Here is a 22,766-nt window from a genome sequence, read left to right on the forward strand (position 1 = left end):
TGAAAGCGATACACCGCCCGGGGTCTGGTCGGTTCTCCTCGGCCAGGCCCCGGGCGGATCGCGCGCTCCACCGCCGAGCAGGGGCGCATCCCCCTTTCTTTGCGTCCGCTTTGCCGTGCTTCTTGCTGTCGTGGCAACATCGCTGGCGCCCTCGCGGTGCGTCGGCGCACGCTGGCCGCATCCCGAGGAGAGGCTGGCACCATGGCGCACGAACACGACGAGCACGGTCACGTCCACGGTGGCCACCATCACCACGACGGCACCGACATCGACTGGTCCGGGATGGCCGAACACCTGGAGACCCAGGCCGAACTGTTCACCCCCCTCTACGAGCGGGCGCTGGCTTGGCTCGGGCACAAGCAGACCGAGCCGGGGCTGGTGGTCGACGCGGGCAGTGGGCCCGGGGTGCTGTCCTGTCTGCTCGCCGAGGCGTTCCCGGGGGCCCGGGTGGTCGCGGTCGACGGGGCGGAGCCGCTGCTGGAGCGGGCCCGGGCCCGGGCCGGGCGGCTCGGGGTCGCCGATCGCTTCGGCACCCTGACCGGTGAACTGCCCGGCGTTCTCGATGACTTGGACTACCCCGTCGACCTCCTCTGGGTCAGCCGGAGCCTGCACCACCTGGGCGACCAGCGCGCCGGAATCACCGCCTTCGCCTCCCGGCTGGCGCGGGGCGGCACGCTGGCGTTGATGGAGGGCGGACTCCCGGCCCGCTTCCTGCCCCGGGACATCGGCATCGGACGGCCCGGGCTCCAGGCCCGGCTCGACGCGCTGGAGGAGGAGTGGTTCGCCCAGATGCGCGCGGACCTGCCCGACTCCGTGTCGGAGGTCGAGGACTGGCCCGCGCTGATGGCCTCCGCCGGGCTGCGGCACACCGGGACACGCAGCTTCATGCTGGACCTTCCGGCACCGACGACCGACCGGGCCCGCGCCTACGTCGCCGCGTCGCTGGGGCGGTTGCGGGACGTCTTCGGCGACCACCTGGACGCGGACGACCGCACCACCCTCGACCGGCTGCTCGACCCCGAGGACACGGCGAGCGTGCACCGGCGGACGGATGTGTTCCTGCTGGCGGTGCACACGGTGCACACGGCGGTACGGACCGGCTGACCAGGGGACAGCGTCGGCTTGCGCGCAGGCACTTGACTTCGAGAACGCTTCAACTGATGTACTCCCCGGCGTCCAGGAGTTGACGCACAACACACAGGGGGAAGCCATGTCCGACGCACCGGTCGCGCTCATCACCGGCGGCGGCAGTGGTATCGGGGCCGCGGTCGCGCGGCAACTGCTCGACGCGGGGCACCGGGTGGCCGTCACCGGCCGGGGTGAGCCGCGGCTGCGTGCCTTCGCCGAGGAACTGGGCCACCCCGAGGGGCTGTTGACGTTCGTCGCCAACGCGGCCGAGTACGGCGACGTCAGGGCCGCCGTCGACGGCACGCTCAAGGAGTTCGGCCGGCTGGACACCGTGGTGGCCAACGCCGGCTTCGCCACCCATGACACCGTGGCCGCGGGAGACCCGGCCGGCTGGTCCGAGATGGTGCTGACCAACGTGCTCGGCCCCGCCCTCCTCATCCGCGCCTCCATCGACGCGCTCAAGGAGACCCGGGGCCGGATCGTCCTGGTCGGCAGCGTCGCCGGGTTCGTCCACGGGCCCGGCAACATCTACGGGGCGACGAAGTGGGCGGTGACCGGGCTCGCCGAGAACGCCCGCCGTGAGGTCACCGAGTTCGGCGTCGGCGTCACCCTGATCGCCCCCGGCCGGACGGAGACGCCGTTCTGGGACAGCTACGGCAGCCTGCCGCCGGGCCACCTGCTCACCGCCGACCAGATCGCCGACTCGGTCGTGTGGGCCGTACGGCAGCCGGAGGGCGTCGACATCAACACCGTGGTCGTACGGCCGATCGGGCAACCCGTCTGACCCGCGGGGCGTACGGGGCGTACGGGGCCTACGGAGATTCGACCGGCTGGGGCCGGACACACGCCGGCCGGCGGCGGGACCCTCTTCCAGGGTCCCGCCGCCGGCCGAAACGCCGTGCCGTCAGGCGGCGTTGAACGTCTTCGGGTCCGGGCCGAGGCGCCGGTCCTCGTTGAGCGCCCTGATCGCCGCCAGGTCCTCGTCGTCCAGGCTGAAGTCGAAGACCTCGATGTTCTCCTTGATCCGGGACGGGGTCACGGACTTCGGGATGACCACGTTGCCGAGCTGGAGGTGCCAGCGCAGCACGACCTGGGCCGGGGTGCGGTCGTGCTTCTGGGCGATGGCGACGACGGCCGGGACCTCAAGGAGGCCCTTGCCGGAGCCGAGCGGCGACCAGGCCTCGGTCGCGATGCCCTGCTCCGCGTGGTACTCGCGGGCGGCCTGCTGCTGGAGGTGCGGGTGCAGCTCGATCTGGTCGACGGCCGGGACGACGGACGTCTCGGCGATCAGCCGCTCCAGGTGCTCGGGTTCGAAGTTGGAGACGCCGACGGCCCGGATCCGGCCGTCCGCGTGCAGCTTCTCGAACGCCTTGTAGGTGTCGACGTACAGGTCGCGCGAGGGCACGGGCCAGTGGATCAGGTACAGGTCCACGTAGTCCAGGCCGAGCTTGTCCAGCGAGGTGTCGAAGGCGCGCAGGGTCGAGTCGTAGCCCTGGTCGCCGTTCCAGAGCTTGGTGGTGACGAAGATGTCCTCACGGGCCACTCCGGAGGAGGCGATGGCCTTTCCGGTGCCCACTTCATTGCCGTAGATCGCCGCTGTGTCGATGCTGCGGTACCCGGCCTCGAGCGCGGTGGCGACGGCGCGTTCCGCCTCGTCGTCCGGCACCTGCCAGACGCCGAAACCGAGCTGCGGCATCTCGACGCCGTTGTTGAGGATGATCGGGGGGACCTTGCTGCTCACGAGCTCTTGATCCTTACGGTTGTCGTCAGGTGATTCTCCCATCGTCAACGATCACGAGCCGTGATGCATTCCTGACGCAGGAATCCGTCGGTTCTCTTTGGTTCGGACCATTGACCGCCAACTGCCCTGCGGCGACTCTGGATTGTGTCGCTGAACGACATACACGAATGTGAACGCCGATCTGTGAGGTGATGTTTGTCATGAGCACATCCAGAAGGGCTCTGCTGGGCGCCGCCCTCGCCGGCGCAGCGGGAGCGGCGGCCGGTCTGCCCACCGCCACGGCCGCGCACGCCGCCTCCTGGCAGCAGAAGTGGGCGCCGACCGCGAGCGGCGACGGACTCGGCGCCTTCGAGACCGTCGAGGACGACCGCGCCGACTCGCACCCCGGCGGACAGCCCCACATCTACGCCACCGGCAACAACTGGCGCTTCAACATGCACATGGCCGACCGCGACACCTCGACCGACCGCCAGCGCCAGGAGGTCACCGGGCTGCGCACGAGCGGCAGCAGCTACCTCCGGTGGACCGAGGGCCAGACCTGGCGGCTCACCTACTCGATGTACATCCCCAGCTCGCTGAAGGCGACCACCAGCTTCACCCACATCATGCAGATGAAGCAGCCGGGCACCGGCACCTCGCCGATCGTCGTGCAGTCCCTGCGCCGGGTGAACGGGGCCCAGACCATCGAACTGAAGCTGTTCGACAGCGACACCCTGGTGGGCCGTACCGCCCTGGACCCGCTGCACGACAGGTGGACCGACGTGGACTTCCAGATCAAGGTGGGCAACGGCTCGGCGGGTTCGGTCCGCTGGATCCTCAAGTCGGGCGGCGCCACGGTGGTCGACGCCTCGAAGACCGGGGTCGACACCTTCCTGGCGGACCGGGTGCGCCCGAAGTGGGGCATCTACCGCTCGCTCGGCGACACCTCCGGGTCCCTCCAGGACACCTATCTCCTGCTGACCGGCCTGCGCGGCTACCAGCTCGTGTGAGACGCGGCTCAGGCCCGGTACAGCGCCTCGACCTCGTTGGCGTACGCCGTCTCGATCGCCTTGCGCTTGAGCTTGAGCGACGGCGTCAGCAGCCCGTGCTCCTCGGTGAAGGGCTGGGCGAGGATACGGAAGGTGCGGATCGACTCGGCCTGCGAGACCAGGGTGTTGGCGGCGACCACCGCGCGCCGCACCTCGGTCTCCAGGTCGGCGTCGCGCACGAGCTGGGCCGGGGACATCCGGGGCTTGTCCCGCATCCCCAGCCAGTGCTCCACGGCCTCCTGGTCGAGGGTGACGAGAGCGGCGACGTAGGGCCGGTCGTTGCCCACGACGATGCACTGCGAGACCAGCGGATGGTCGCGCACCCGCTCCTCCAGCACACCGGGGGAGACGCTCTTGCCGCCGGAGGTGACGAGGATCTCCTTCTTGCGGCCGGTGATGGTGAGGTAGCCGTCCTCGTCGAGGTAGCCGAGGTCGCCGGTGGCGAGCCAGCCGTCGTGCAGGGTCTCGTCGGTGGCCTTGTCGTTGTTGAGGTAGCCCTGGAAGACGTTGGCGCCGTACAGCCAGACCTCGCCGTCGTCCGCGATGTGCACGGTCATGCCCGGGATGGGCTGGCCGACCGTGCCGTACCGGGTGCGCTCGGGCGGGTTGGCGGTGGCGGCCGCCGTCGACTCGGTGAGGCCGTACCCCTCGTAGATGTGCACGCCCGCGCCGGCGAAGAACAGCCCCAGCTTGCGGTCCATGGCCGAACCGCCGGTCATGGCGTGTCTGATGCGGCCGCCCATCGCCGCCCGCATCTTGGAGTAGACGAGCTTGTCGAAGAGCTGGTGCTGCATCCGCAGCCCCGCCGACGGGCCGGGACCGATGCCCCAGTCCTTGGCCTCCATGGCGTCCGCGTACTTCACGGCCACGTCCACGGCCTTCTCGAACGGCCCCGCCTTGCCCTCCTTCTCGGCCTTGCGGCGGGAGGCGTTGAACACCTTCTCGAAGATGTACGGCACCCCGAGGAAGAAGGTCGGCTTGAACGCGGCGAGGTCCGGGAGCAGGGCGGCCGCGTTCATCTGCGGCTGGTGGCCGAAGCGGACCCTGCCGCGGATCGCCGCGACCTGGACCATCCGGCCGAAGACGTGCGCGAGCGGCAGGAACAGCAGGGTCGCCGCCTCGTCGCCCTTCTTGGAGTGGAACACCGGCTCCCAGCGCTCGATGACGGTGTCCGCCTCGTACATGAAGTTGCCGTGGGTGATCACACAGCCCTTGGGGCGGCCGGTGGTGCCCGAGGTGTAGATGATCGTCGCGACCGAGTCCGGGGTGACCGCCTGGCGGTGGCGGTGCACGACCTCGTCCTCGATGGCGGCGCCGGCGTCGTACAGCTCCTGCACCGCGCCGGAGTCGAGCTGCCAGAGCCGGTGCAGTCGCGGCAGCCGGTCGATGACCGTGGCGATGGTCATCGCGTGGTCCTCGTGCTCCACGATCGCGGCCGTGCACTCGGCGTCGTACAGCGCCCAGAAGCACTGCTCGGCGGAGGAGGTCGGGTAGACGGGCACCACCTGCGCGCCGATCGTCCACAGGGCGAAGTCGAAGAGCGTCCACTCGTAGCGGGTGCGCGACATGAGCGCGACGCGGTCACCGAAGCGGATGCCCTGGGCAAGCAATCCCTTGGCAAGGGCCATGACCTCGTCGCGGAACTCCGCGGAGGTCACGTCCCGCCACCGGCCGTTCTCGTCCTTGCGGCCGAGGGCGATGTGCACGGGGTCGTTCTGGGCATGCTCGAAGACGACGTCGGCCAGTCCGCCCACGGGGGGTGCCAACGCCAACGGAGGGTTGGTGAACTCGCGCAAACCCCGCTCCCCGCTCTCCCTGGCGCTCAGTGAAGCTCCGCACAGCGCCGTGAAAGCTACCCCACCCTGACATCGGGCGGGAGGGGGGTCGAAGCCGAGGGGTGCTCACGTATGGCCAGGTCAGTACCGGAAAATACCCTCACATGGGGAAGGGTCGGACAGAAAACTGACGGTTGAGTAAGTTTCCGCGCCGTAATCTCCACCGAATCTGTACGACCCGACGACGGCTCGCCCCCCTGGTGAAACGGTTGTCCACGAGGTGGCGTCCTCTTTTCCCTCAGCGTCGGCGGCCCCGAATCCGTCACTTCTGCCCCGGGGTGCGTCTCAGCGGCGGTGGAGGCGGTCGCCGCCGGTCAGGATCGCGGCGGCGAGGGCGTCGGCCGCGCCCTGGGCGGCCGTGCGGCGGCGTCCGTGCACCAGTACGAAGTCCACCCGCCCGAGCTCCGGCAGCCCGAACCGGTCGGGCACCTCCACCAGCCCGGGCGGCACCAGCCCCCGGGAGTGCGCCATCACCCCCAGTCCGGCCCGCGCCGCGGCGATCAGACCGTTCAGGCTCCCGCTGGTGCACACGATCCGCCACTCCCGCCCCTGCCGCTCCAGGGCCTCCAGCGCCAGCGTCCGGGTGATCCCAGGCGGCGGATAGACGATCAGCGGCACCGGACGGTCCGCGTCTGGGCGGAGCCGCTCCGCACCGATCCACACCAGCCGGTCGTGCCACACCAGCTCCCCGCGGGGGTCCTCGGGCCGCCGCTTGGCGAGCACGAGGTCCAGCTTCCCGGCGGCCAGGTGCTCGTGCAGGGTGCCCGACAGTTCGACCGTCAGCTCCAGGTCCACTTCGGGATGGTCGTAGCGGAAGCCCTCGAGGATCTCCGGCAGCCGGGTGAGCACGAAGTCCTCCGAGGCCCCGAACCGCAGCCGCCCGCGCAGGCGCGTACCCGTGAAGAACGCCGTCGCCTGGTCGTGCACCTCCAGGATCCGCCGGGCGAAGCCCAGCATCGCCTCGCCGTCCTCCGTCAGCTCCACCGAGTGGGTGTCCCTGCTGAAGAGCTGCCGCCCCGCGGCCTCCTCCAGCCGCCGCACGTGCTGGCTCACGGTCGACTGGCGCAGCCCCAGCCGCCGGGCGGCCTGCGTGAAGCTCAGGGTCTGAGCCACCGCCAGGAAGGTGCGCAACTGCGACGGGTCGTACATGGCCTCACGTTATCGCGGAACGTGATGACAGTCAGAGTGGTATGCGGGATTCCCGATCAAGGGGTGAGGGAGGACGATGGAGGGGGACCCTCCGACCTGAGGGAGGTGTCCGCCATGACCCCGTACCGCCGTCGAACACGAGCAAGTGGAGCACCGTGAAGCGCCTCAAGTGGCCGGCCTGGATGCCGGTCGACCCGTACATCCTGTTGCTGCTCGGCACGGTGGGCCTCGCGGCCCTCGTACCGGCGCGCGGGACCTCCGCGGACGTGGCCTCCGGAGCCTCCACGGCGGCGATCGCCTTCCTCTTCTTCCTCTACGGCGCCCGCCTGTCCACCCGCGAGGCGCTGGACGGCCTCAGGCACTGGCGGCTCCATGTCACGGTCCTCGCCTGTACGTTCGTGATCTTCCCGCTGCTGGGCCTGGCCGCCCGGGGACTCGTCCCGGTCTTCCTGACCGACCCGCTCTACCAGGGCCTGCTCTTCCTCACCCTGGTCCCCTCCACCATCCAGTCCTCGATCGCCTTCACCTCGATCGCCCGCGGCAACGTCCCCGCGGCGATCTGCGCCGGCTCCTTCTCCTCCCTGGTCGGCATCGTCATCACCCCGCTCCTTGCGGCCGCCCTGCTCGGCAGCAGCGGCGGCGGGTTCTCGGCGGACTCGCTCCTGGAAATCGTGCTGCAACTGCTCGTGCCGTTCGTGGCGGGCCAGTTGACGCGCCGCTGGATCGGCGGCTTCATCACCCGCCACAAGAAGATCCTCGGCCTCGTCGACCGCGGATCGATCCTGCTGGTCGTCTACACCGCGTTCAGCGAGGGCATGGTCCAGGGCATCTGGCACCAGGTCAGCCCGCTCAGGCTCGGCGGACTCATGATCGTCGAGGCCGTCCTGCTCGCCCTGATGCTCACCCTGACCTGGTACGGCGCCAAGGCGCTGCGCTTCGGCCGCGAGGACCGCATCGCGATCCAGTTCGCCGGCTCCAAGAAGTCCCTCGCCTCCGGACTCCCCATGGCCAGCGTCCTGTTCGGCGCGCACGCCTCGCTCGCCGTGCTGCCGCTCATGCTCTTCCACCAGATGCAGTTGATGGTCTGCGCGGTGATCGCCAAGCGCCGCTCGCACGACCCCGTCGCGGAGGAGGCCCGGCAGGTCAACGCGCGCGGGTCAGGCGCAGCGTCACGAACCGCGGTCGGTACAGCGACACGTTCCGGTTGAGCTGGGCCGCGGCGAGGTCCGTCGTCGCCAGCCAGTTGACGTCGTAACTGAGCACCAGCCGCCCCCCGCCACTCAGTTCGAGGTGCGCCTGCGGGTTGTAGGCGGCCACCTGACCGGAGGGCAGGGACGGGGTGAAGTCCTTCTCCGGACCGTGCCACGGCCCGGTGGGGGAGCAGGCCCAGTACGAGGTCACGGCCGCCAGCCCCCTCGCCCCCGCGGCCATGGTGAACAGCACATACGTCCCCTCCCGCCGTACGACGGAGAAGGCGCTGCCCACCCCGGTGCGCCGCCCGTCCCCGAGCACCGGGCGCGGCCGGGCACCGGTCGTCCACTCCGAGCCGTCCCAGTACTCCCAGGCCCCCGGCTCGGCGAGCCCGCCCTCAGGGACCCGGGCCACGTACGCCGAGGACGCGGCCCGGGAGGCGGCCCGGCCGTCGTCGCCGCCGAAGACGTACGTCCACCCACCGTCCTCGACCAGCGTGGTGCCGAACAGCACCCGCCGGGACGGGTCCTCGACCCGCTGCTGGTCGAGGACCTGCGTGATCGACTCGACCCGCAGGCCGGGCAGCGAGAGCGTGGCGACCTCGGTGGCGGTCGGCACGCCGTAGATCCAGGGGGACGGGCCCGCCGTCCGCACCCACAGCAGCACCCGGACGACCTGTTCGTCCGAGCCGGGGCTCCGGGGTTCCACGCGGGCCGCGACCGGCCAGCGCCACTGGTTCGGGCCGGGATCGGGGAACAGGGGCGCCGGGAGGGTGCTCTCCAGGCGGCCGTCGCGCATCAGCACCGCCGAGTTGCGCACCAGGGGAGCGGTGGTGTCGCGCCAGGCGTGCGACTCGCCGAGCGGGTTGGGCGGGGCGTACACCTGGCCGAGGTAGGTGTCGGAGAACAGCCACAGCAGCCGCCCGTCGGGCAGCCGCACCGAGTGGGTGCCGTCGCCGCCGGTCCAGTCGTCACCGCGGGCGCCGTCGTCGCCGTAGCGGGCGAACTCGCCGGTGAGACGGTCGTCGGCCGACCAGGAGCCGACGGTGAGCGGTGTGCAGTCGGCGTCCCGCCCGCCGCCGTCGGGGAGGGCGGTGAGCAGCACGGCTCCGAGCACCAGCGCCAGCAGCAGGCCGACGCCGGTGCCGGTTCGCTGTCGTGCTCGTGCGTCCTCGGGCACGGGTCGCGACGTTAGCGGCTGTCGTCCACCCGGTCCATGGGCAGCCACAGGACGGTGTCCGACGGCCCGGCGTTCCCGCCGGCGATCTCCGCGTCGGTGAGGGCCCGGCGCCACACCCGGACCTCGTCGAGCGCGCCGGAGAGGCGGGCCCGGCCGTCCACGCGCTGCCCGAGGTGCACCCCGAAGGGCGCGTTGCGGCTGACCGAGCCCGGCACGTCCGGTGCGCCGACCGCCCTGCCGTCGGCGACGAGCGTGAGCCGGCCGGCGCCCCGGCGCAGGACCAGGTGATGCCACCGCCCGTCGCCGAACGCGCCCTTGGCGCTCACCGACACCGTCCGCACGGCCGTCGCGCCCTCGCGCACGGTGATCAGCCCGCGCACCAGGCCGCCCGCCGGCTCCCCGCGCAGCCAGACCTGCGGCTGCCTCTCCCCGACACCGCCCATCCACAACAGCGGCTGCTCCCCGGACACGGCCGTGGACCGGAACCACAGGGACACGGTGAAGTCACCCGCCCCGAGCGGGAGTTCCTGGCGGTACGGCAGTCGTACGGCGTCGTCGGCGCCGTCGAACTCCAGCGCGCCGCCGACGATCCCGGCCGTCTCCCGGGCGCCGCCCAGCACGGCCGCGGGCGGCGCGAGGGGAGCGCGGTCCGGGGTGGTCGGGTCGGGGGCGCGGCGCGGTGCCAGCCGGTCCCCGGGGATGCGGGCGAAGCGGATCTCGTCGCGCGCGTCGGCGGTCCCGGCCTCGTACAGCAGGCCCACCGTGTCCTCGTCGGCCGGGGCCATGTCGGAGTAGCCGGACCAGTCCGTGGTGACGGCGGTGGCCCGGTCGGGGGTGTCCCAGGTGCGGCCGCCGTCGTAGGAGGAGCGGATCGTCATCGTGCGGCGGCGGTCCGGGTCGGCCGGGCAGGACAGCAGCAGACGCCCGCCGAAGTCCAGGCCGGCGCACTGGACCTGGGGCGCGGGGAGGTCAGGGAGGGTCCGGAAGGGGGCGGTGAAGCTGTCGCCGCCGTCGCGGCTGACGGCCTGGGTGCGGTGACCGAGGTCGGTGCCGTCCTGTTCGCGGCCGCTGACGAGGACCGAGCCGTCGGCGCGCTCGGCGACCGTGACCTCGGACGGTTTCTGCCGGAAGGTGCCGTCGGCCGCGACCGGCCAGGAGTCGGTGGCGCCCACCCGCCAGTGCTCGCCGCCGTCGTCGCTCACCGCCAGCGCCGCGTGGTTGGCGCTGACCCGGCCGCCGTCCCACGTCTCGGAGTTGACCCCGAACACCAGCCGCCCGGCGTGCGGACCGCGGCTGAGCTGGATGCCGTGCACGGGACCGGTGGCGTACCAGGAGCTTCGCCCCGGGGGCAGGATCTCGGCGCTCAGATCGCGGGGCGCGGACCAGGTGCGGCCGTCGTCGTCGCTGTGACGGAGGTGCGGGGTGCGGTCGCAGGGCATCCGGCAGTTCCCGCTGTCGTCACGGCCCGTGTTGTACGTCTCCGCCAGCAGGATGCGGCCCGTCCCGCGGTCCACCACCGGGGCCGGGTTGCCGTGGGTGTCGCCCGCTCCCTCGTCGACCACCTGGAGGGGGCCCCAGGTGCGGCCGCCGTCGGTGGACCGCTTCAGGACGATGTCGATGTCGGTGGCGTCCCCGCAGTTGAGGACCCGTCCCTCGGCGAACGCGAGAAGGGTGCCCGCGGTGGTCCGGACGATCGCCGGGATGCGGAAGCAGGCGTATCCGGGGTCCCGGTCCGCCTTGAAGAGGATCTGCTGCTCGAACTCCGCCGCGGCGGAACGGGGTTGGGCGTGTGCGGGGCCCGGCAGGGCGAGGAGGGCGAGCAGGGCGCCGGCGGCGGGAAGGGCGGTCAGGGGGGATCTCAGACGTGCGCGGCTCGACGGCACGGGCGCCCTTTCAGTGGTGTCCGTACATCCGGGTCAGTCGTCCGAACATCCGGAAATGTGACGTTCCGATCACGGAGGGTAGTTGTGCACCCCGCGCCCCACAAGAACCCCGCGCGTGTCCGTCACGGATGGAGTACGACCTTGCCCAGGTTGCGCCGCGACTCGATCGCCTCGTGCGCCTTCGCCGCGTCCTCCAGGGCGAACTGCCCGTGCACGGCGGGCCGAAGGGCGCCGGCCAGGAACAGACGCCACAGCTCCTGCCGCCACCGCTCGTACAACTCCGGCCGCTCCCGGGCGATCCGCGCCATCTGGAAGCCCGTCACGGACTTGGCGCCGACGAGGAGGTCGTACGCCCGGATCGTCCCGCCGCCCGAGCTGTACGCCACCAGCCGCCCGCCCGGGACCAGGGCGGCCAGTGCCGGGGTGAGCAGCTCGCCGCCTACCGCGTCGAGCACGTAGTCGACGGGATCCCCCCAACAGGCGTCCCCGTAGAGGGCGGTGGCGTCGGCGCCGAGCGAGCGCACGAAGTCCGTCTTGGCCGGGTCGGAGACCGCCCCTACCACCCGGGAGGCGCCCCGGATGCGGGCGAGCTGCACGGCGAGGTGGCCGACCCCGCTCGCCGCCGCGGTGATCAGTGCCGTCTCTCCCGGCTCGGGGCGCGCCGCCTCCAGGGCGCCCAGCGCGACCAGCCCGCTCCGCACCAGGGTGACCGCGTCGACCGCCGAGGCGCCGTCGGGGACCGGGGAGGCCATCGCCTCGTGGAGCGGCGCGAAGTCGGCGTAGCCGTGGCCGAAGCACAACCCCGTCACCCGCTCGCCGGGACGGAAGCGGGTGACCCCCGCGCCCACGGACACCACCTCGCCGGCGAGCTCGCCGCCGAGCGGCACCGGCTCCGCGGCCTCGGTCACCTTGCGCACCACGGGAAGCGTCACCCCGACCGCCTCGCAGCGCACGAGGAGTTCGCCCGGACCCGGCTCGGGGACCGGCACCTCCTCCAGGAACAGCGGTCCACCCGTGGACTCGTAACGGACGCGACGCATCGACCGGCCTCCCGTGGATTCATTGGGGTTCCCAACGATAATCGCTCGGTCGTTGGGAAGTCCAACGAACAGTGGCTAGGCTGACCGCATGGCCGAAGCACCCCTGCCCGCGATCCGCTCCCTCCCCAGTTGGCTCCTCGGCCGTGCCGCCGCCCGGGGACGGTCCCTGGTGGCCGCGGCGCTGGCCGCCGAGGGCATGAGGATGTGGCACCACGTGGTGCTCTCCGCCGTCCGCGACCTCGCCCCCGTCGCCCAGGCCGACCTCGGCCGAGCGGTGGGCCTCGACCCCAAGGACCTGGTCGGCATCCTCAACGACCTCCAGTCCGCCGGACTCGTCCTGCGCGCCCCCGACCCCGCGGACCGCCGCAAGAACGCGGTGTCCCTCACGGACGAGGGCTCACGACTGCTGAAGCGCTGCGAGAAGGTCGCCCGCCGGGCCAACGACGACCTGCTCGCCCCCCTGACCCCGGCCGAACGCGCCCAGTTCACGGACCTGTTGATCCGGATCTCCGGCACGGAGGGCTGATGGCGGATAACGTTCCGTCATGACCGGACCCCTCGCGCTCGATCCCGCACGCAGCGCCCTCGTACTCGTCGATCTGATGGACCGGATCGTCGCGCTGCCCCTGGAACCCCGCAAAGGCACCGAAGTCCTCGGCGCCGCCCAGGAGTTGGCGAACGCCTTCCGCGCGGCCGGCGCGCCCGTGGTCCTCGTGCGCGTCGAACGGCCCGGCGTCGCCGACCAGCCGCCCGGCAGCGGGCTGACCGCCGGCCTCGCCCGCCGGGGCGACATCGAGATCGTGAAGCGGACCATCGGCGCCTTCCAGGGCACGGACCTCGACGCACGGCTGCGGCAACTCGGCGTCACCACGCTGGTGTTCGGCGGCATCGCCACCAACCTCGGCGTCGAGTCCACCGCCCGCGCCGCCCTCGACCTCGGCTACGACCTCGTCTTCGTGGAGGACACCATGGCGGCCTTCACCGCCGCCGAGCACGACGCCTCGACCCGGCTCGACTTCCCGCGGCTCGGCACGGTGGTGACGGCTGATCAGGTGCGGTTCGTGGCGGGGTGATCGCTCGGGTGCCGGGAGCGTTCCCTTTCGGTGCTCCCGGTCTTCTTGGTGCTCCCGGTCTGCCTGGTGTTCCCGGTGCTCCCGGCGTTCCTGCTGTTCCCGGTTCGCGAGGCGGACCGCGAGTCACCGCTCGGCGGACGGTCGGGGACGGGAAGCCGGTCAGTTCTGTGCTGCCGTCGCCTCCAGCGCGAGCCGGTGTTCTCCCGCGTACACGTTCATGGAGGGGCCGCGGAGGAAGCCGATGAGGGTGAGGCCGGTTTCGGTGGCGAGGTCGACGGCGAGGGAGGAGGGTGCGGAGACGGCGGCGAGGACGGGGATGCCGGCCATGACGGCCTTCTGGGCGAGTTCGAAGGAGGCGCGGCCGGAGACGAGGAGGATCGTGCGGCTGAGGGGGAGGTGGCCGTGTTGGAGGGCGCGGCCGATGAGTTTGTCGACGGCGTTGTGGCGGCCGACGTCTTCACGTATGTCGAGGAGGTCGCCGGTGGGCGTGAAGAGGGCGGCGGCGTGCAGGCCCCCGGTCCGGTCGAAGACCCGTTGGGCTGCGCGGAGCCGGTCGGGGAGGCTCGTGAGCAGGTCGGGATGGACCTGGACCGGGGGAGTGTGGGTGAGGGGGTGGTGGGTGGTGGTGCGGACGGCGTCGAGGCTGGCTTTGCCGCACAGGCCGCAGGAGGAGGTGGTGTAGACGTTGCGTTCGAGGGTGATGTCGGGGACGGGGAGGTCGGGGCGGGTGGTGACGTCGACGACGTTGTAGGTGTTGGTGCCGTCGGCGGTGGCGCCGGCGCAGTAGACGATGTTGCGCAGGTCGTCCTGGTGGGCGAGGACGCCTTCGCTGACGAGGAAGCCGACGGCGAGGGCGAAGTCGTCGCCGGGGGTGCGCATGGTGATGGCGAGGGGTTTGCCGTTGAGGCGGATCTCCAGTGGTTCCTCGGTGACGAGGGTGTCGGGGCGGGAGGAGATGGCCCCGTCGCGGATGCGGATCACCTTGCGTCGTTCCGTGACTCGTCCCATGTGTGTCTCAGTCCCGGTTCTGTACGAGCTGGTAGCCGAAACGGCCCTTGCTGCAGAGGCTGCCGTGCGCCCCCGACCCGTCGGACGGGGCGGTGACCTTCACGATCTCATTGTCCTGCACGTGGAGCGTGAGCCCGCAGCCCGCTCCGCACCGCGTGCACACGGTGTCGGTACGGGTCTGCGCCCCCTCGTCCCACGTACCCGCCGCCCGCATGTCGAACTCCGACCTGAACGACAGGGCCCCCGTCGGGCACACGTCGACGCAGTCCCCGCAGTACACACAGGCCGAAGCGGTCAGCGGCCCGTCGTGCTCCACGGCGATCCGGGCACCGAGCCCGCGGCCGGACACGGCGACGGCGAAGGTGCCGCGCCCCTCGTCACCGCAGACGTCCACACACCGGCGGCACAGCACGCACTTGCCGAGGTCGCGCACGTACAGGTCGTCGTCGACCCTCGGCGGCTCCTCGACCCGGGCCGCGTCCGGGCCGAAGCGGTCCGGTCTCGCGCCGTACTCCTCGATCCACTCCGCCGCCCGCGGGGTCGTCGACAGGTCGGCCGAGGAGGCGAGCAGTTCCAGCACGATCCTGCGGCTGTGCCGGACCCGCTCGCTGCCGGTCCTGACCTCCAGGCCGGGCTCGGCCCGGCGGGCGCAGGCCGGGACCAGTGCCGGGGCCCCCGCCACCTCGACGACACAGAGCCGGCAGGTCCCGCGCGGGGGGAGCGCGCCGCCCGCGCACAGCGCCGGGACGTCCTTCCCGGCCGCCATACAGGCGTCCAGGACCGTCGAACCCTCCGGTGCCCGCACGGGCTCACCGTCGAGGGTGAACTCCACCACGCGGCGCGGGATCCCCAGCGGTACGGCGGTCATCCGTACGCCCCCAGACGGTCGACGGCCGACTCCACGGCGTTCCACGCGCCCCGCCCGAGACCGCACACCGAGGCGTCCCGCATCGCGCGGCCGAGTTCGCGGAGCAGGGCGATGTCGTCCGCCGCGGCCGCGGCCGCGCCCCCGCGCCCGACGATCCGGCGCAGCGCTTCCTCCTGGCGCACGGTCCCGACCCGGCACGGCACGCAGCCCCCGCACGACTCGTCCCGGAAGAACTCGGCCACGCGGAGCAGGAGCCGCGGAAGGGGCACCGTGTCGTCGAAGGCCAGGACGACCCCCGAGCCGGCCCCGCCTCCGCCGGTGCGAGGCACGTCCAGTTCGTCCGGCCGTACGAAACCGCCGGTGACCCCGCCGAGCAGCACCGCGCGCAGGTTCTCGCGGGCCCCGGCCGCCGTCAGCAGCGCGCCCGGCGTGGTGCCGGACGGCAGCTCGTAGAGGCCGGGCCGGTCCACGGATCCCGACACGCAGAACAGCTTTCGCCCGCCGCCCGATGCGCCGGTGCCGGTGTCGGCCGGGGCGCCCGCGGACAGGACGGGGAGCACGCCGAGCAGGGTCTCGACGTCCTGCACCAGCGTCGGCCCGCCGAACAGGCCCCGGTCCGCCGCGAGGGACGGCTGGAAGCGCGGTTCGCCCCGACGGCCCTCGACGGAGTGGAACAGGGCGGTCTCCTCGCCGCACAGGTACGCGCCCGCGCCGCGCCGGATCTCGATGTCGAAGGCGTGGCCCCGGCCCAGGACGTCGTCACCGAGCAGCCCGCGGGCCCGCGCCCGGTCGACGGCGTACCGCATCCGGTCGGCCGCCCGCGGACTGTCGCCGCGCAGACACAGGTAACCGCGCCGGGCGCCGATCGCGAACCCGGCGATCGTCATCGCCTCGACCAGCGCGAAGGGGTCGCCCTCCAAGAGCACGCGGTCCGCGAAGGCGCCCGGCCCGGACGCGCCCGCGTCACAGACCAGGTGGTGCGGGTGGTCGGGCCGGGACGCCACGGCCTGCCAGTCACGGCCGGCGGGGAAGGCGGCGCCACCGCGCCCGACCAGGCCGGAGTCGACGACCTCGCGGACGACTCCGGCGGGACCGAGCGCGAAGGCCCGGCGCAGGGCGGCACCACCGCCGTGGGCGCGGTAGTCGTCCAGGGACGACGGGTCCACGACGCCGACCCGCCTCAGGAGCACCAGTCCGTCCTGACCCGCCTGCGGTACGGCCGTCGCCGCCGGCGGTTCCTCGGGCGCGGAGCCCGGGGCGTTCGCGGCGCGGACGGTTTCTTCGACGCTCGCCGGTGCCGCGACCGCCGTACGCACCGGATCGCCCGCCTTGGTCACGAGTGCGGCCGGAGCGCGTTCGCACAGGCCGAGACACGGGCTGCGCTCCAAGTGGACGTCGTCGCCCAGCCGTTGCCCGACACCGGCGCACAGGGCGTCGGCCCCGGCGGTCGCGCAGGCGAGGTCCGTGCAGACTCGGAGCACGGTGGCGGGGCGGGGCCGGACCGAGAACGCGGGGTAGGAGGTGGCGACGCCGTACGCCTCCGCCGGTGGGACGGCCAGCCGGCGGCACAGGTAGGAGAGGGCGCCGTCGCTGATCCAGCCGACACGGTCGTTGATCGCGTGCAGGCCGGGCAGCAGCAGGTGGCGGCGGGCCGTCGGCCGCGAGGCGCGCCTGAGATCCGCCGCGGAACGGTCGGCGCCCTCCCCGTACGACTCCGGAGGGCCCAACAGGGTGTCCACGGCGGCTCGTTCGTCGTCCGTCGGCTCGTCGGCGCCGAAGTGCAGGTCCACCTCGCCGTCTCACCTCCTTCCGAACGGACTGGTCGGCTGTACCGGGTGGCTGGACTGGCAGTCGGGCGGACCCGGCCGGGAACGACGGGTCGGGCGGACCGGCTCGGCGGATGGGTGGAGCGGGACCGGCTCGGCGGGTGGGTGGTGCCGACCCGGGCCGGCGGATGGGTGGGGTGGACCCTGGCGGGCCGTTCGGGTCAGCAATGGATGATCGTCGCGATCGGGAGCTTCTCGACCCGGACCGCCGCGCGCCCGGCGTCCGACTCGTCGGGAAGCGGCGGGGTCATGAAGGCGAGCCCGGGTCTGAGGGAGCTGTCGATCCGCACGGCCGCGACGACCGAGACACGCCGTGAGGACACCTGCACCTCCTCACCCGGCACGACGTCGTGGCGTTCGGCGTCCTCCGGGGACAGCTCGATGCCCCGTGGCCCGCCGTCCCCGTGCGAGGTCGGGTGCCGCCCGCTGCCCAGCCGGATCGGGTACAGCTCGTCGACGGGGTCGGCCGGCGGATCGTGCTGCACGATCCCGAACGCCGCCCGTCTGCCCCGCCGCGCCGGGTCCTTCTCCCACAACCTGCCGTGCAGGAAACCGGGTTGGGGGCGACTGGTGTCCGGGCAGGGCCACTGGATCCCCGGCTCCTCGTGCAGGCGGGCGTACGTCATCCCGGAGTGGTCCGGCGACAACGACCTGACCTCGTCCCACACGGCCTCCGCGTCGTCGTACCGCCACTCGTGGCCGAGTCCCGCCGCCAGGTCGCGGAGGATGTCGATGTGCTCGCGTGCCTCACCGGGCGGCGTCAGGGCCGGCCGGACCCGCCGGACCCGCCGCTCCCCGTCGGTGGTCGTGCCGTCGGTCTCCGTCCAGGCGGCGGTCGCGGGGAGGACGACGTCGGCCGACTCGGCGGTCCGGGTGAGGAACGCGTCCTGGACGACGAGGAAGTCGAGGCGGTGCAGGGGTGGTACGGGCCGCTCGCCGGGAGCCCGCACCGCCGTGCCCTCCGCCTGCGACCGGGCCGGGTCCTGGCCGACGCAGTGAAGCGCGGTGAGCGTGCCCTCCGCCGTCGCCGCGCACATCCCGGGCAGGTCCAGCCCGTAGTGCGGCTCGACGGCGACACCCCAGGCCGCCCCGAACATCCGGCGCGCGTGGGGGTCCAGGACGTCCCGGAACCCGGGCAGCCGGTGGGGGAGCAGCCCCATGTCGACCGCGCCCTGGACGTTGTCCCGGCCGGTCAGGGGCAGCAACCCGCAGCCGTACCGGCCCACTTGGCCGGTCAGCAGGGAGAGGTTGACGAGTGCGCGGACGGCCGCGGTGCCGTCGCGGTGCCCGGTGACACCCGGACCCCAGCAGATCTGCGCGCGATCGGCTCGCGCGAGGGCGTGCGCCAACTCCCCGACGGCGGCGGCCGGTACGCCCGTCACCCGCTCCGCGAGCGCGAGCGTCCAGGGCTCGACCAGCGCCCTGTAGTCCTCGAAGCCGGAGGTGGCCCGCTCGATGAACGTGCCGTTGGCCAGGCCCGTCCGGATGATCTCGCGGCCGATCGCGTGAGCGAGGGGGATGTCGGTGCCGACGTCGAGGCCGAGCCAGCTCTGCGCCCACGCGGCGGTCGCGGTGCGGCGCGGGTCGACGACGTACAGGCGGGCGCCGGACCGGAGGCCCTTCAGGACGTGCCGGAAGAACGCCGGGTGCGTCGAGCGGGCGTCGGAACCCCACACCACGATGACGTCGGTGTGCTCGACCTCCTCGTACGACGAGGTCCCGCCCGCTGAGCCGAAGACCGCGGCGAGTCCCGCGACGCTCGGGGTGTGCCGGGCCCGCTCCAGCGAGTCGATGCTGTGGGTGCCCATGACGACCCGCGCGAACTTCTGCGCCAGGTAGTGCGTCTCGTTGGTCAGCCGGGTGGAGGAGAGCATGCCGTAGGAGCCGCGGTTGCGCTCCAGGCCGTGGGTTGCGTGGTCCAGCGCCTGCGCCCAACCCACCTGCCGCAGGGGCTCGTCGCGGGAGTCCCGGATCATCGGGTGGGTGAGCCGGGGGCGGGCGTCGGGCTCGTCCTGACGGCTCATGGCGGCTCCTCGTTCGATGTCGACGAAATATTGTCTACAGTATGGTCAGGCGGCGGGCAAGGGTCTGCAAGGGTCTGCAAGGGACCGGAGCGGAGGTGCGGCGCACGGGCGCCTATGGCGAGCCGTGCCCCGACGGGCCCTGGAAACCGGTCGGTTCGACCGTTCGTCGCGTCCGGGATACCGCTCATCGCATACGGTCGACGCGCCGCCTTTTCAACTAACCTGATTGTTCCTACCGTTCGGGATCATGAGTCCCCCTGTCGCACCCCCGGGCTGGAGCCGCTGGCTCGTCCCCCCGGCCGCTCTCTCGGTCCATCTCTCCATCGGACAGGCGTATGCCTGGTCCGTGTTCAAGCCGCCGCTCGAGTCCGCACTCGGCCTCAGCGGCACCCAGAGCGCCCTGCCCTTCCAGCTCGGCATCGTGATGCTCGGCCTGTCCGCCGCGTTCGGCGGCACGCTGGTGGAGCGCAACGGGCCGCGCTGGGCGATGACGGTCGCGCTGATCTGCTTCTCGTCCGGCTTCCTGCTGTCCGCGCTGGGGGCGGCCACCGAGCAGTACTGGCTGATCGTCCTCGGCTACGGCTTCGTCGGCGGCATCGGCCTGGGCATCGGGTACATCTCGCCGGTGTCCACCCTGATCAAGTGGTTCCCCGACCGGCCCGGCATGGCCACCGGCATCGCCATCATGGGCTTCGGCGGCGGCGCGCTCATCGCCTCGCCCTGGTCGGCCCAAATGCTGGAGTCCTTCGGGTCCGACAGCTCCGGGATCGCCCTCGCGTTCCTCGTGCACGGGCTGTCGTACGCGGTCTTCATGCTCCTCGGCGTCCTGCTGGTGCGCGTGCCGCGCAGCGAGAAGCCGGTCGAGAGCGCGCCCAGCGCCTTCGACGGCCCGCAGGTCTCCGCGCGCAACGCGGTGCGCACGCCCCAGTTCTGGTGCCTGTGGATCGTGCTCTGCATGAACGTCACCGCGGGCATCGGCATCCTGGAGAAGGCCGCCCCGATGATCACCGACTTCTTCAAGGGCACCTCGACCCCGGTCTCGGTGTCGGCCGCGGCCGGTTTCGTCGCGCTGCTGTCGGCGGCCAACATGGCCGGCCGCATCGGCTGGTCCTCGACGTCCGACCTGATCGGACGCAAGAACATCTACCGCGTCTACCTGGGCGTCGGCGCGGCGATGTACGGCCTGATCGCCCTTTTCGGCGACTCCTCGAAGCCGCTGTTCATCCTGTGCGCGCTGGTGATCCTGTCGTTCTACGGCGGCGGTTTCGCCACGATCCCCGCCTATCTGAAGGACCTCTTCGGGACCTACCAGGTCGGCGCCATCCACGGCCGCCTGCTGACTGCCTGGTCCACGGCCGGGGTCCTCGGACCGCTGATCGTGAACTGGATCGCCGACCGCCAGGAGGACGCGGGCAAGAGCGGCTCCGCCCTCTACGGGACGTCGTTCGTGATCATGATCGGGCTGCTCGTCGTCGGCTTCGTCGCCAACGAGCTGGTCCGCCCCGTCAGTGCCCGTCACCACATTCCCGCACCGAGGGAGGCCGCCGATGTCACAGCCCGACAGCAGTCAGAGTCCGCCTGACCGGCGCCCGCTGATCGCCCTGGCCTGGGTGTGGGTGGGGGCACCGCTCGCCTACGGGCTCTACGAGCTCGTGCAGAAGGCCACGCAGTTGTTCACCAAGTAGGTGTTCGGCAGGTGTTCGGGCGTCCGAGAGGGTGAGGGAAGCCGACAACTCGGGCGCCCGTTTCCTGTGGCCTTACGTGCCCTCGTACCCGTGAGTCACTGATCAGACTGGTGGATCCCGCTACCCAAGGCAACGAGGGGGACCCTCCATGAACGGCTCGCGGATCGCCGCAGTCGGCCACTACCAGCCCGCGAAGGTACTCACCAACGAGGAACTGGCGGGTCTGGTCGACACCAGCGACGAGTGGATCAGGTCCCGGGTCGGCATCCGGACCCGCCACATCGCCGGTCCCGACGAGCCGGTCGACGAGCTCGCCTCGCACGCCGCCGCCAAGGCGCTGGCCTCGGCCGGGCTCACCCCCGCCGACATCGACCTCGTCCTGGTCGCCACCTCGACCGCCGTCGACCGCTCCCCGAACATGGCCGCACGGGTCGCGGCCCGGCTGGGCATCCCCTCGCCCGCCGCGATGGACGTCAACGTGGTGTGCGCCGGCTTCACGCACGCGCTCGCCACCGCCGACCACACCGTGCGGGCCGGGGCGGCGACCCGGGCGCTGGTGATCGGCTCCGACAAGATGTCCGCGGTCACCGACTGGACCGACCGCACCACCTGTGTGCTCGTCGGGGACGGGGCCGGTGCGGCGGTCGTCGAGGGGTCCGACGTGCCCGGCATCTCGCCGGTGTTGTGGGGGTCGGTGCCGGAGATGGGGCACGCCGTGCGGATCGAGGGCGAGCCGGCGCGGTTCGCCCAGGAGGGGCAGAGCGTCTACCGCTGGGCGACCACGAAGCTCCCGGCGCTGGCCCGGCAGGCCTGCGAACGCGCGGGGCTCACGCCCGCCGACCTCGCCGCGGTCGTGCTGCACCAGGCGAACCTGCGGATCATCGAGCCGCTCGCGGAGAAGATCGGCGCGGTCAACGCCGTCGTGGCCCGCGATGTCACGGAGTCCGGGAACACGTCGGCGGCCAGCATTCCGCTCGCGTTCTCCAAGCTGGTCGAACAGGGTGCGATCTCGACGGGGGACCCGGTGCTGCTCTTCGGCTTCGGCGGGAACCTGTCGTACGCCGGGCAGGTCGTCCGCTGCCCGTGACGCCCGTGACGCCCGTGACGTCCCTGACGTGGCTGCGACGCCCTTTCGTTTATGGGGCGCGCGCGATGTGACGAGGTCGACGCGCGGTTTACCTGGCCCCTGTGCGCCGTAGACTGTAGACAAAAGGCAACGAGTCAGGGGTGTCCGGGGGTGTCCGCCGCCGAGGAGGGGGACCGGGATGTTGTCTACAGGTCTGCCGCAGGGGTCCGTGCCGAAGCTGGAGCGTCCGGGTCCGCTGCGTGACCGTGTGTACGAGGCGTTGCTGGAGCTCATCACGACGCGTGCGCTGCAGCCGGGTCAGCATCTGGTGGAGAGTGAGCTGGCGGGTCATCTGGGGGTGTCGCGGCAGCCGGTGCGGGAGGCTCTGCAGCGGTTGAACACCGAGGGGTGGGTGGATCTGCGTCCGGCGCAGGGTGCGTTCGTGCACGAGCCGACGGACGAGGAGGCCGATCAGCTTCTGACGGTGCGCACACTGTTGGAGGCCGAGGCGGCCCGGCTCGCCGCGGCGAACGCGGGCAGCGCCGGCATCGCCGCTCTGGAAGGGCTGTGCGCGGAGGGGGAGAAGGCCGTCGACAACGACGACGTCGACAGCGCGGTAGCTCTGAACGCCCGCTTCCACGCGAAGATCATGGAGCTGGCGGGCAACACCGTCCTCGCGGAGCTGGCGGGGCAGGTCGACCGCAGGGTGCGCTGGTACTACACCCCGATCGCCCGGCAGCGCGGCCGCCAGTCCTGGATCGAGCACCGCGCCCTGATCGCCGCGATCGCCGACCGCGACCAGGGGCGGGCCACGGAACTGATGCGCGAGCACACCGAGCACACACGGACGTCGTATCACGCGCGGCAGCGGGGGTAGGCGGGGCGGTCGTTCGGGGGTGTGGGCCGGGGAGGGCCGGCCGGGTGCCGCGCTCTGATCGCTGCGATTGCCGACCGCGACCAGGGGCGGGCCACGGAACTGATGCGCGAGCACACCGAGCACACACGGACGTCGTATCACGCGCGGCAGCGGGGGTAGGCGGGG

20 protein-coding genes and 1 pseudogene are annotated in these 22,766 nt (G+C 72.2%); 11 read left to right on the forward strand and 10 right to left on the reverse strand.

What is annotated here, in order from left to right:
- Positions 1 to 201: 201 nt before the first annotated feature.
- Positions 202 to 1,104, forward strand: a complete 903-nt coding sequence (locus tag ACZ66S_RS17235; protein ID WP_469902349.1) for a class I SAM-dependent methyltransferase — start codon at positions 202 to 204, stop codon at positions 1,102 to 1,104.
- Between the two features lie 106 nt (positions 1,105 to 1,210).
- Complete coding sequence (locus ACZ66S_RS17240; RefSeq protein ID WP_469902350.1) at positions 1,211 to 1,912, forward strand: SDR family oxidoreductase; 702 nt, start codon at positions 1,211 to 1,213, stop codon at positions 1,910 to 1,912.
- A gap of 120 nt (positions 1,913 to 2,032) precedes the next feature.
- On the opposite strand, the gene ACZ66S_RS17245 is transcribed toward ACZ66S_RS17240, so the two are convergent.
- On the reverse strand, positions 2,033 to 2,869 hold the full coding sequence (locus ACZ66S_RS17245; RefSeq protein WP_469902351.1) for an aldo/keto reductase: 837 nt from the start codon (positions 2,867 to 2,869) through the stop codon (positions 2,033 to 2,035).
- Between the two features lie 200 nt (positions 2,870 to 3,069).
- Between ACZ66S_RS17245 and ACZ66S_RS17250 the strand changes: the two genes are divergently transcribed.
- The gene (locus tag ACZ66S_RS17250; RefSeq protein ID WP_469902352.1) at positions 3,070 to 3,858 is read left to right on the forward strand and encodes a heparin lyase I family protein; all 789 of its coding nucleotides are present in this window, start codon (positions 3,070 to 3,072) and stop codon (positions 3,856 to 3,858) included.
- A gap of 8 nt (positions 3,859 to 3,866) precedes the next feature.
- On the opposite strand, the gene ACZ66S_RS17255 is transcribed toward ACZ66S_RS17250, so the two are convergent.
- Both ACZ66S_RS17255 and ACZ66S_RS17260 read right to left on the reverse strand, forming a co-directional pair.
- Positions 3,867 to 5,693, reverse strand: coding sequence for an AMP-dependent synthetase/ligase (locus tag ACZ66S_RS17255; protein ID WP_469902353.1), 1,827 nt, complete (start codon positions 5,691 to 5,693; stop codon positions 3,867 to 3,869).
- A 324-nt stretch (positions 5,694 to 6,017) separates the two neighbouring features.
- Positions 6,018 to 6,881 carry a LysR substrate-binding domain-containing protein gene (locus ACZ66S_RS17260; protein ID WP_469902354.1) on the reverse strand — a complete coding sequence of 288 codons (864 nt, stop codon included), beginning with the start codon at positions 6,879 to 6,881 and terminating at the stop codon, positions 6,018 to 6,020.
- A 182-nt stretch (positions 6,882 to 7,063) separates the two neighbouring features.
- Here ACZ66S_RS17260 and ACZ66S_RS17265 point away from each other — a divergent pair, with 182 nt between their 5' ends.
- On the forward strand, positions 7,064 to 8,089 hold the full coding sequence (locus ACZ66S_RS17265; RefSeq protein ID WP_469902413.1) for a bile acid:sodium symporter family protein: 1,026 nt from the start codon (positions 7,064 to 7,066) through the stop codon (positions 8,087 to 8,089).
- Here ACZ66S_RS17265 and ACZ66S_RS17270 read toward each other — a convergent pair.
- From ACZ66S_RS17270 to ACZ66S_RS17280, 3 genes are all read right to left on the reverse strand, one after another.
- A complete protein-coding gene (locus ACZ66S_RS17270) occupies positions 8,025 to 9,251 on the reverse strand; it encodes a DUF4185 domain-containing protein (RefSeq protein WP_469902355.1) in 1,227 nt (408 codons plus the stop codon). The genes ACZ66S_RS17265 and ACZ66S_RS17270 overlap by 65 nt on opposite strands.
- An 11-nt stretch (positions 9,252 to 9,262) precedes the next feature.
- Positions 9,263 to 11,134: an exo-alpha-sialidase gene (locus tag ACZ66S_RS17275; RefSeq protein ID WP_469902356.1), complete on the reverse strand. Its 1,872-nt coding sequence runs from the start codon at positions 11,132 to 11,134 to the stop codon at positions 9,263 to 9,265.
- Between the two features lie 122 nt (positions 11,135 to 11,256).
- Entirely contained in the window at positions 11,257 to 12,174 is a 918-nt protein-coding gene (locus tag ACZ66S_RS17280; RefSeq protein WP_469902357.1) for a quinone oxidoreductase family protein, read from the reverse strand.
- 88 nt (positions 12,175 to 12,262) lie between these two features.
- On the opposite strand from ACZ66S_RS17280, the gene ACZ66S_RS17285 reads away from it, so the two are divergent.
- Together ACZ66S_RS17285 and ACZ66S_RS17290 are read left to right on the forward strand one after the other, a co-directional pair.
- Positions 12,263 to 12,700 carry a MarR family winged helix-turn-helix transcriptional regulator gene (locus ACZ66S_RS17285; protein WP_469902358.1) on the forward strand — a complete coding sequence of 146 codons (438 nt, stop codon included), beginning with the start codon at positions 12,263 to 12,265 and terminating at the stop codon, positions 12,698 to 12,700.
- Positions 12,701 to 12,719: 19 nt separating this feature from the next.
- Entirely contained in the window at positions 12,720 to 13,247 is a 528-nt protein-coding gene (locus ACZ66S_RS17290; protein WP_469902359.1) for an isochorismatase family protein, read from the forward strand.
- Between the two features lie 159 nt (positions 13,248 to 13,406).
- Here ACZ66S_RS17290 and fdhD read toward each other — a convergent pair whose 3' ends face one another.
- The 4 genes from fdhD to ACZ66S_RS17310 all read right to left on the reverse strand — a co-directional run bounded on the left by fdhD (position 13,407) and on the right by ACZ66S_RS17310 (position 18,973).
- Positions 13,407 to 14,255, reverse strand: a complete 849-nt coding sequence (gene fdhD / locus ACZ66S_RS17295) for a formate dehydrogenase accessory sulfurtransferase FdhD (protein WP_469902360.1) — start codon at positions 14,253 to 14,255, stop codon at positions 13,407 to 13,409.
- A 7-nt stretch (positions 14,256 to 14,262) separates the two neighbouring features.
- Positions 14,263 to 15,123 carry a 2Fe-2S iron-sulfur cluster-binding protein gene (locus tag ACZ66S_RS17300; protein ID WP_469902361.1) on the reverse strand — a complete coding sequence of 287 codons (861 nt, stop codon included), beginning with the start codon at positions 15,121 to 15,123 and terminating at the stop codon, positions 14,263 to 14,265.
- Positions 15,120 to 16,913, reverse strand: a complete 1,794-nt coding sequence (locus ACZ66S_RS17305; protein WP_469902362.1) for an NAD(P)H-dependent oxidoreductase subunit E — start codon at positions 16,911 to 16,913, stop codon at positions 15,120 to 15,122. Before ACZ66S_RS17305 ends, ACZ66S_RS17300 begins: the two co-directional genes overlap by 4 nt.
- A 197-nt stretch (positions 16,914 to 17,110) precedes the next feature.
- On the reverse strand, positions 17,111 to 18,973 hold the full coding sequence (locus ACZ66S_RS17310; RefSeq protein WP_469902363.1) for a molybdopterin oxidoreductase family protein: 1,863 nt from the start codon (positions 18,971 to 18,973) through the stop codon (positions 17,111 to 17,113).
- A gap of 247 nt (positions 18,974 to 19,220) precedes the next feature.
- Between ACZ66S_RS17310 and ACZ66S_RS17315 the strand changes: the two genes are divergently transcribed.
- The 5 genes and pseudogenes from ACZ66S_RS17315 to ACZ66S_RS17335 all read left to right on the forward strand — a co-directional run.
- Positions 19,221 to 20,555, forward strand: coding sequence for an OFA family MFS transporter (locus ACZ66S_RS17315; protein WP_469902364.1), 1,335 nt, complete (start codon positions 19,221 to 19,223; stop codon positions 20,553 to 20,555).
- Positions 20,521 to 20,658 (forward strand): MFS transporter small subunit, encoded by a 138-nt coding sequence (locus tag ACZ66S_RS17320; protein ID WP_167364525.1) that lies wholly within the window; start codon positions 20,521 to 20,523, stop codon positions 20,656 to 20,658. The genes ACZ66S_RS17315 and ACZ66S_RS17320 overlap by 35 nt, the downstream gene beginning before the upstream one ends.
- Before the next feature lie 148 nt (positions 20,659 to 20,806).
- Positions 20,807 to 21,745, forward strand: a complete 939-nt coding sequence (locus ACZ66S_RS17325; protein WP_469902365.1) for a beta-ketoacyl-ACP synthase III — start codon at positions 20,807 to 20,809, stop codon at positions 21,743 to 21,745.
- Between the two features lie 178 nt (positions 21,746 to 21,923).
- Complete coding sequence (locus tag ACZ66S_RS17330; protein WP_469902366.1) at positions 21,924 to 22,601, forward strand: GntR family transcriptional regulator; 678 nt, start codon at positions 21,924 to 21,926, stop codon at positions 22,599 to 22,601.
- Positions 22,602 to 22,649: 48 nt separating this feature from the next.
- Positions 22,650 to 22,760, forward strand: a pseudogene (locus ACZ66S_RS17335) (GntR family transcriptional regulator); the annotation flags it as partial.
- Positions 22,761 to 22,766: the final 6 nt, after the last annotated feature.

This window comes from Streptomyces sp. NPDC107471 (genome assembly GCF_055582845.1).